This is a genomic window from Microcoleus sp. PH2017_34_RAT_O_A (genome assembly GCF_020737885.1).
Classification (GTDB): Bacteria; Cyanobacteriota; Cyanobacteriia; order Cyanobacteriales; family Microcoleaceae; genus Microcoleus.
Window position 1 is genome coordinate 52,101 of the sequence record NZ_JAEQDD010000098.1, and the last position, 8,643, is coordinate 60,743.

Annotated in this window: 10 protein-coding genes and 1 pseudogene; 3 read left to right on the plus strand and 8 right to left on the minus strand. The window is 46.6% G+C overall.

Annotation, left to right across the window (positions count from 1 at the left end; genetic code table 11):
• Positions 1–39: 39 nt before the first annotated feature.
• Together JGK11_RS26495 and JGK11_RS26500 are read right to left on the minus strand one after the other, a co-directional pair.
• Positions 40–1,767, minus strand: coding sequence for a succinate dehydrogenase/fumarate reductase flavoprotein subunit (locus JGK11_RS26495; protein ID WP_293213512.1), 1,728 nt, complete (start codon positions 1,765–1,767; stop codon positions 40–42).
• Positions 1,768–1,897: 130 nt separating this feature from the next.
• Positions 1,898–2,212, minus strand: coding sequence for a hypothetical protein (locus JGK11_RS26500; protein WP_293186559.1), 315 nt, complete (start codon positions 2,210–2,212; stop codon positions 1,898–1,900).
• A gap of 552 nt (positions 2,213–2,764) precedes the next feature.
• Here JGK11_RS26500 and JGK11_RS26505 point away from each other — a divergent pair.
• Complete coding sequence (locus JGK11_RS26505) at positions 2,765–3,490, plus strand: lysophospholipid acyltransferase family protein (RefSeq protein ID WP_293186561.1); 726 nt, start codon at positions 2,765–2,767, stop codon at positions 3,488–3,490.
• Positions 3,491–3,843: 353 nt separating this feature from the next.
• Positions 3,844–4,659: an alpha/beta fold hydrolase gene (locus JGK11_RS26510; protein ID WP_293186563.1), complete on the plus strand. Its 816-nt coding sequence runs from the start codon at positions 3,844–3,846 to the stop codon at positions 4,657–4,659.
• Positions 4,660–4,875: 216 nt separating this feature from the next.
• Here the strand turns inward: JGK11_RS26510 and JGK11_RS26515 are convergent, their stop codons facing one another.
• The 3 genes from JGK11_RS26515 to JGK11_RS26525 form a co-directional block, all read right to left on the minus strand.
• A complete protein-coding gene (locus tag JGK11_RS26515) occupies positions 4,876–5,448 on the minus strand; it encodes a DUF2996 domain-containing protein (protein WP_293187126.1) in 573 nt (190 codons plus the stop codon).
• 173 nt (positions 5,449–5,621) lie between these two features.
• Positions 5,622–6,509 (minus strand): hypothetical protein, encoded by an 888-nt coding sequence (locus tag JGK11_RS26520; RefSeq protein WP_293187127.1) that lies wholly within the window; start codon positions 6,507–6,509, stop codon positions 5,622–5,624.
• A gap of 136 nt (positions 6,510–6,645) precedes the next feature.
• Positions 6,646–7,200 (minus strand): hypothetical protein, encoded by a 555-nt coding sequence (locus tag JGK11_RS26525; RefSeq protein ID WP_293187128.1) that lies wholly within the window; start codon positions 7,198–7,200, stop codon positions 6,646–6,648.
• Positions 7,201–7,338: 138 nt separating this feature from the next.
• Here JGK11_RS26525 and JGK11_RS26530 point away from each other — a divergent pair, with 138 nt between their 5' ends.
• Complete coding sequence (locus JGK11_RS26530) at positions 7,339–7,620, plus strand: hypothetical protein (RefSeq protein ID WP_293187129.1); 282 nt, start codon at positions 7,339–7,341, stop codon at positions 7,618–7,620.
• Here JGK11_RS26530 and JGK11_RS32940 read toward each other — a convergent pair.
• The 3 genes and pseudogenes from JGK11_RS32940 to JGK11_RS26535 form a co-directional block, all read right to left on the minus strand.
• Positions 7,600–7,896 carry a zinc ribbon domain-containing protein gene (locus JGK11_RS32940; protein ID WP_363319284.1) on the minus strand — a complete coding sequence of 99 codons (297 nt, stop codon included), beginning with the start codon at positions 7,894–7,896 and terminating at the stop codon, positions 7,600–7,602. The two genes, JGK11_RS26530 and JGK11_RS32940, sit on opposite strands and share 21 nt — an antisense overlap.
• Before the next feature lie 205 nt (positions 7,897–8,101).
• A complete protein-coding gene (locus tag JGK11_RS32945) occupies positions 8,102–8,329 on the minus strand; it encodes a transposase (RefSeq protein ID WP_363319285.1) in 228 nt (75 codons plus the stop codon).
• Between the two features lie 58 nt (positions 8,330–8,387).
• Positions 8,388–8,643: pseudogene (locus JGK11_RS26535) on the minus strand (RNA-guided endonuclease TnpB family protein); the annotation flags it as partial.

Here is an 8,643-nt window from a genome sequence, read left to right on the forward strand (position 1 = left end):
AACAAACAAAATTTATTTAGGGCTGACACACCCTATAAATCAATACTTCCGCTCCTGCGGCTCAAACATCGTAATCGCCACCGGCATATAAGCCAAATCAATCCCCGCAGGCGAATAATAAGCCAGCGTATGCTTCAAGAACTTCTCATCATCCCGCTGCAAAAAATCTTCCCGCGAATGAGCGCCCCGACTTTCCTGACGGTTCAAAGCCGAAGTTAAAATCATTTTTCCCACGATTATCAAACTCCGCAATTCCAAAGCTTCCACAATTTCCGTATTCCAAGATTTACCCTTGTCATCCAAGTAAACTTCTTGATATTGTTTTTCCAATTCCTCCAATTTATGCAAACCTTCCTGCATCAATTCTGCGCTGCGAAATACTCCGCAATACTCAGTCATCGTATCTTGGAACTTTTGCCTAATTTGGTTAATTCGGTATTGTCCGGGACGGTCTACAAGTGCTTGAATTTGCTCTTGGGCTTCCTGAATATAACGCTGTTCGTCTACTGCGGGTAACTTGCGATTTTGGACAAATTGTGCTATGGTTGCGCCAGTAACTTTGCCGTAAACTACGCATTCTAAGAGCGAATTGCTGCCCAAACGGTTAGCGCCGTGAACTGACACGCAAGCTGCTTCGCCGGCCGCAAAGAAACCGTCTACCAAACTGTCAGCACTGCTGCGAACTTGTCCGCCAATATTCGTTGGAATTCCCCCCATTGAATAGTGAGCCGTAGGACGCACTGGCATCGGCTGGTCTACGGCATCAATTCCTAGCAAGCGGTGCGCTTCTTCCCAAGCAAAAGGTATTTTGCTCATGATTTTTTCGCGTCCCATGTGCCGCAAATCGAGGTAGATAAAGGGGCCGCCTGCACTACCATCGAGATTAATTCCTCTACCTGCACGAATTTCTAAGGAAATCGATCGCGATGTAATGTCCCTGGGCGCTAATTCCATCCGCGACGGGGCATAATTCGCCATAAATCGATCGCCCTCCGAATTAATCAAATAAGCCCCTTCACCCCGTACAGCTTCTGAAATCAACACTCCCACCGGATACAAACCAGTCGGATGAAACTGCACAAACTCCATATCTTCCAGCGGCAATCCCGCCATCGCCGCCATCGCCAAACCGTCGCCAGTCGAGGCGTAATCGTTCGAGGTGGTGTTGTAAACTCGGCCGTAACCCCCCGTAGCAAACATCACCGCCTTAGCGCGCACGACGGCAATTTCGCCGTCTATTAGGTTAAACATAACTACGCCCTTGGCTTGGCCTGCTTCCAAAATCAGGCGCGTGACATACCACTCCTGATAGATGTGAACTCCACAACGGCGGAGATTGTTGACTAATTCGTGGAGGATGGCGTGACCGGTTTTGTCGGCGGCGTAGCAGGTGCGGCGGTGGGAATGTCCGCCGAAAGCGCGCTGAGCTATTCTGCCGTCTGGGAGGCGCGAAAACAGGACTCCCATGTGTTCTAAATCGATGATGACACCGGGTGCTTCGCGGGTGAGGATTTCTACGGCGTCTTGGTCGGCTAAATAGTCTGAACCTTTTACTGTGTCGAAGGCGTGGGCTTTCCAACTGTCATCTGGATCGACATTTTGGAGGCTGGAGGCCATGCCACCTTGGGCTGCGACGGAGTGCGATCGAATCGGGTGAGTTTTGGCAACAACAGCTACCTTTAAACTTGGGTCAGTCCGGGCAATTTCTACGGCTGCGCGGCAACCTGCTAAACCGCCGCCAACTATTATCACGTCGTGTTCTAGCATTGTTTTTTAATTATTTTGAGTGTTCTGCTCAACTTATGGTGACGCAAAAAAAAACTTCCTACCAAAAGATCGGGAAGTTTTTTAACTTTTGATTTTAATCGAAAATCAAAATCTAAAATTTCAAATTCGACTAGCCGACGCTTTCGACAGACCTTTGATGGGACTGATTTCCCGTTGCAGAAGGTTGATCTTCGGTGGCGGGGTCTACAGAAAGCACTTCTATGTTATTGAGTAGAGTTGTCACGAAAGCAAACAGCAAGAATGGCAGAGACAGCACTAAAATCAAGCCAACTGTAGCCAAGGCGTAGATTTGGCGGGCGCTGCTCCAGAGGGCGAGTGCGGACGCTAGACTCAGGAAGATGACTATCAGCCAAACAATGATTTGACCGTAAATGTCGCCAAAGGTGAGGGTACATTTAAGGCGATAGTTGTGAATGTTATCCATTGATGCCTCGGAAGATTGCTATTACGACTTGTTGAAAAATACTTTGACAGTGCGTCAATGCCCACTGTGAATTTATAACTTTAGCTGCTACAACTTGATTTTGGCGTTCTTTTAAACATTTTTATAGAAGTTTGCAACAAGACTTTATAAAATTTTACTTCTGACTGGGAAATTTTACCAAACCAGACTTAGGCACTCCGACAAAGAAACTGGGTTTTTTACTGTTTTGGCGCTGTAACGAGTCTTTTGGCAAAAAGCTGGTTTCTGACCCCCGGTGCGTGCAGGACTACGACATAAAGGCACAAGGGGAAAGTATACTTTTTGACCGATCGCGATTTTTGTAAAGTAATGTTAAGCTGCATGGGTATGGAATCAACCTTTTCCAGAAAGAATTGGTTGAAAGCCGGAACCCGGAGCGGGAGAAATGAAAATCAGACTATTCATTACTCCAATCCTCGGACTTAAGGGTAGAGGTCGCTCTCCTTCGGTCAACTGTCAACTGTCAACTGTCAACTGTCAACTGTTGAAAGCGTTTTACCTGTGTTTTAGCCCATGTCTTCCGATCGCACATTAATGATTTCGCGCTGTTTCCTGGCTGGTGTGGGAACGCAGATGTTTGTACACCACCAGCAGCGGATTCCGCAAGAAAGTCCGGTACTGGTGGTGAGCAATCACCGCAGTTTCTTAGATCCTTTGGTGCTGACAGCAGCGTTGGGTCGATCGATCCGGTTTGCTTGTCATCACTACATGGGTCAAGTTCCGGTGATTCGGGAAGTTGTCACGAGTTTTGGGGCTTTCCCCTTGGAAGCACCGGAGCACCGACAGCAACATTTTTTCGCTCAAGCGACGGCGCTGCTACAAGACAGGGAGATGGTGGGGGTGTTTCCTGAGGGTGCAGAACCGATGGTGAACTTTACTCAACCCAATACCATCGGGAAGTTTCAGCGGGGATTTGCTCATTTGGCTTTGCGGGCGCCGGTGCGGGATTTGGCGGTATTGCCGGTGGCGATTGCTTCGATGGAGGAAAAGTCGGTGCGATCGGGTTTACCGCTGAAGTTGCTGAGTTTGTTCGATCCTTCCGAACCGTTGTTCGATCGCGCTGGGTGGCATCCTGTGATAGTTTATCAACGAGTTAATATTTTAATCGGCCGCCCTTACTGGATTACAGTCGATCGACAGCAGCAGTATCGAGGCAAAAAAGCCAAAGCAGTTGTGGCTGAACTTACAGAGCACTGTCAGGGGGAAATTGCACAATTACTCGATCGAGGGTGTGTTTAAATCAGTTGTCAGTTGACAGTTGACAGTTGACAGTTGACAGTTGTCAGTTGACAGTTGACAGTTGTCAGTTGACAGTTGACAGTTGACAGTTGACAGTTGATAGTTGACAGTTGACAGTTGACAGTTGACAGTTGTAAAAATGAGCAATAAATTACCAATTACCAATTGCCAATTGCCAATTGCGACCCTTCGGCTTCGCGAGCAAGATTACCAATCACCAATTACCAATTACCAATTACCAATTACCAATTACTAATTACCAATTACCAATTACCAATTACCAATTACCAATTACCAATTACCAACTACCAATTACCAATTACCAACTACCAATTACCAGATTAAGTTTAATCATGCCAACTGCTAACAATAAGGTGCGTTTTCTCAGCCCGAAACCGCCCAAACCCGATCGCCCTTTATTTGTATTTCTGCCCGGTATGGACGGGGGCGGTTTGCTGCTGCGATCGCAAATTCCTAAATTAGCTCCGCATTTCGATATTCGCTGCTTAGCTATACCGGCCGACGACATGGCTAGCTGGGAGGTACTGGTTAAGGAAACAATTGCCTTAATTGAAGCAGAAAAGAAAGCCAATCAGCGACCAGTTTATCTGTGCGGCGAGTCATTTGGAGGATGTTTAGCGATAAAAGTTGTTTTAGAAGCTCCCCAATTGTGCGATCGACTAATTTTAGTTAATCCAGCTTCTTCATTCCGACAACAGCCTTGGGTGCAGTGGGGTTCTCACCTGACTCAGTGGCTGCCGGCGAATCTTTATCCGCTGTCGGTAATCGGTCTGTTGCCGATATTAGCATCCTTAGGAAAGATTGGGCGGGACGATCGGCGAGCTTTGCTGGAAGCGATGCAAGCGGTACCGCAAAATACGTCTGTGTGGAGATTGGCGTTAGTGCGATCGTTTAATGTGGATGAAAATCAGTTGCGTGCGATCGAACAGCCGACGTTAGTAATTGCTAGCGGAGCCGATCGGCTGCTGCCTTCTATGGCAGAAGCGAAGCTTTTAGTCAAGGTAATTCCGAATCCTGAAATGGTGATGCTGGCTAATAGCGGTCATGCTTGTTTGTTGGAAACTGATGTTGACCTTTACGCAATTATGCAAGCTCGCAATTTTTTGGCAGAATCAGAAGAATATTTATCATTAGTCAGGAGTCATTAGTGAGCAGTCAGGGAGCATCTCATTTTTGTATTTTTTTAGTGCGAGCGTCCCCGCTCGCGAGCTATCTTAAGACTCGCGAGCTATCTTAAGACTCGCGAGCTATCTTAAGACTCGCGAGCTATCTTAAGACTCGCGAGCTATCTTAAGACTCGAGCTATCTTAAGACTCGCGAGCTATCTTAAGACTCGCGAGCGGGACGCTCGCACTGCACGATAACTAATTAAGATTCAGCCATTTTTGAGCATTAAGCCGCTGGACGACACCAAAGACCATGAGGTCTAGGGTAATCTTGCGCTCGTCTATCAAAAAAGGCTCTAAAGTGCTGGTTTTGGTGTTATTTTCAGCGCAGGAAAATGCTCTTTGACTTTGAATATCTTCTTGAGGAAAATACAAGTTAAATTGGCGCTGACCTTCTTGAAATTTACCAATTACTTGCCAGCAATCTCCGGCGGAACTCATGCCAGCAACGGGGAGTTTTTGCTTGGTCAAACTCACATCTAAATCCTTAACGCCCTGCTTGGTCAAAGCAGTTTGCAAGGCGGGCAAATAATCTTGTTGAATAAATTCCGCAAAGGGCTTGTCTTCAACAGCAGGTGCTTTTTCCTTTTTAGCTTTAGCTGGGGGCTTGTCACCGTCTGGCTTGGCGGCCGCTTTTTTAGCAGCGGGCGCAGGCTTGTCAGCGCTGGGGATGTCGCTGGTTTCCGGAGTGTCGGAACTCGGAGCGTTTTCAGCAGAAAGGGCCTCTGTTTCGGCTTCGCCTGCTGCTGGATTTTTCGGTTCTTCTGCCATTGGTGCTTCCTTTTAAAAAGTGATGAGTAGAGGAGTCAGGAGTCAGGAGTCAGTAGTTGTTTGTTGGTTGTTATTTGTTGTTAGTTTTAGTTGTTGTTTCTAATAACCAATAACTAATAACCAATAACTACTAACCGATGACTACTGACTAATGACTGAGGACTATGCTTATTCTAAATCTCAGCGACAGCTCGTTCAATCAAACGGTGGGCGAGAGTTTGAACGCCCGTGTGTTCGTAGTAGTTGGTAGTCATGTCCAGGAAAGCGCCCACGTAGTCCACCTTGTCGGCAGAAATTTCCACAAAACTCTGTAAGTGCCCCATAACGTTTTGGGGAGTCAAACCTCGATCGCTCACAAACGAGCCCATCCAGCCGGAAACCGAGTTAAAGCTTTCGCCGATAAATCCGAGTTGGCCTGCGGGATTACCACCAGGAATCATACCGCCGATCGACTTAAACGCCGGATTGTCTTGCAAATCGCTAGGGGAGAGCTTTTGAATCCAAGACTGAGTAGCCATGATAAAGTCTGGGCCCAGGGGAATCAAACCATCAAAACAAACCAAAGCAGCCATCCGCATCAGGGATTCACCGCCGTAGTCGCCCAAAGCCCCGGCAAAATCGCCGATGCTGTCGCCAGGAATGCCGTTAATTTGGCAAAAAGCGAGCAATTCAGTGACTAATTTTAGAGAAAGGTCGATCGTCTGAGCTTTTTCAGGCTTGGGGGTGAGATTTCCCAGCACGGACAAAAACGGCACATTTTGGGCGACTTTGTTAGCTAGGGCTGCTGTACCGAGGGCGCTAGAGGCACTGTCGATCGTTTGGTAAAGCCAGAGAGCGCGTTGGTAGCCTTCCGATTTATCGTTGTAGAGGGTGATGGCCCGATCGCCAATTTGCTGGATCATATCTTCGTCAGTTTCGCCTGTTACCGTACGAATGGTATTTTCAAAGCCAACTAAATTGTTCCACTCGCCTGGAACAACAAAGTCAAGCGCTCGCAGGGCTTTGACAGTCATGTTGTCTTTAGGCAGTTGATCGACTAATTCAAAGACTGTTTTGCTCACAAAAAACTCCTTGTTGAACAGAAATCAAAGGTATTACTTTTGGTAGATGGCAAGAACTTCACAGTCTGATTTTGGCAGACATAGTTTTGATAGCGCCAGAGCTAGAGTCGGGCGAGAAGTTCGATCTGAGACACTGCTATTTCACACTAGCAAGGCCGCTCAGGTTAAATTTTGACAGCCAAGCTTCGCGCTCGCTAGCGGTAAAAGAGGGATCGCGGGATTGAACTTTGACTTGATAGCGATTTGCCACTAAAACAGCAGTGATGTTAGCGCCCTGACTGACAGCGGGATAGCCGCTAATTTGCTTGGTGCTTTGCTGGAATTTGGCTCCGGCGCTGGGGTTGCCGGCGATGTCGTTAATCGAAAGCACCGCGACATTTTTACCGCCTTTGTTCAGTTTAGCTTCAGCAAAACCGGATTTTTCTTGAGCGAAAACGCGATCGAATCCGCCGCCAGCAGACGGGAAGTATTTATTTAACTTACCGCCTGCAACTGCCTTCTTGGGCAGGTTTTGATTACTAGCAGTGGATTTGTCAGCATTTGTCTGCTTGGCTTTAGTCGATTTTTGGGTGCTTTCCTGCTGGGCTTTGTCCCAGCGGGAGGGGGGCTGATTCTGACCGCAGGAAGTCACGAGCAGCAGTACCGAGATCAGAAATGGAGCTAAGATTCGGCGTGCGGGGGGAAATTGCATCGCTCTCTCCTCATTAGTAGGTTTCCATAACAATTGTGGCTCACGATTTACCAATTTGTCTTCCCCGAGCGAGTGATTTGTGTCCTTTGCGAAAAAATCCTCTGCCCGCAGGCAGAGGATTTTTTGCAATTGCGAGTTTTGAAGGAAGAAGAAAGAAAGATTGCTCCACAGATCAATTCTGGGGATGAGGTAAAAAAACTAAGTTTTTTGATGGCCAGCAATCTCAAAACAATTTTCGCTGATTTTCCCGAGATTTATCTAGAGGTTTCAGAGGAATTGTCCGTCAATCGTGTTGCTTCGGCCTTCCAACTTAGGTCTTGCTTTGTGGGTAAAGCTGCTATACAAATCCTAGACAAGTCTAGACATTTGCTTCTTACTTCATCGGGGGCATGGGAGCGGCTATCCCTCGGTAAGCTTTGACGCTCTAGCCAAGCGCGATAAATTAATCGCTGCGTTCAAATCCCTGTCCATCGAATGACCGCAACTTCCATAGTTGTAAGTCCTTTCTTTCAGCGGCATATCTTGAATATGTCCGCAGTTTGAACAAGTCTTACTCGAAGGAAACCAGCGGTCAGCAATGATTACTTCACAGCCAAACTTTTGAGATTTATACTCTAGTTGACGTTTGAATTCATAGAATCCACAATCAGCGATAACTCGAAGCTCGCTTGTGATTAGACAGTAACCCAGAAACATTCAAATTCTCTACTACTATCTTTGCGTGGTTTTTGCATAAGTAAGTAGTGATTTGATGGAGAGTATTTTTTCTGAGATTCGCTACCTTAGGAATGAAAATTGAATAATTTAAGCAACTTTGCTTCCCCATTTCTTTTCCAGTAAGGGCTAAGGGGGGGATAGTCGTCTAGGTTATTAAATTTTCATTCCTTAGCATGATGCTTCGCTAGTTTTTGTTTCGCCTTAAATCTATTTCTAGAGCCTCTTGTTTTTTTCGGGATAACTCCTTTGACAGCCTACGCAACTTACTGAGATGCGTTTTGTAATGCTTTGGGTTAGGCAAAACAACACCGGTCGAAAGGGTTGCCAACTCTTTAACTCCCAAGTCAACACCCACAACATCGTGTTGCTTTATAGTTGGCTCTTCTGTTCGTAAGCAAAAGCGATAAACCAACTGTCGGCGGTACGTGAAATAGTGATTGACACGGCACGGTGGTGTGAGGCAATCCGCCCTAGGTTTTTACCCAGCCGATAGTCGGCAACTTTATGGACGTACCACCTACCGGAATTGGTTTGCCACCTGCATCTATCGTGAAAGAATCATGATGCCCCTTCTTCTTGAATTTGGGATATCCACCTTTTTTTGAGAAAAATAAGGAGAAGGAATCCCCAAGATTGTCGAAAGCATATTGAGTTATCTTCTGGCAAATTCCCGCTTCTTTAATCCATGTAAACTCAGGCTTTACATGATTGTTAAAGAATTTCTTG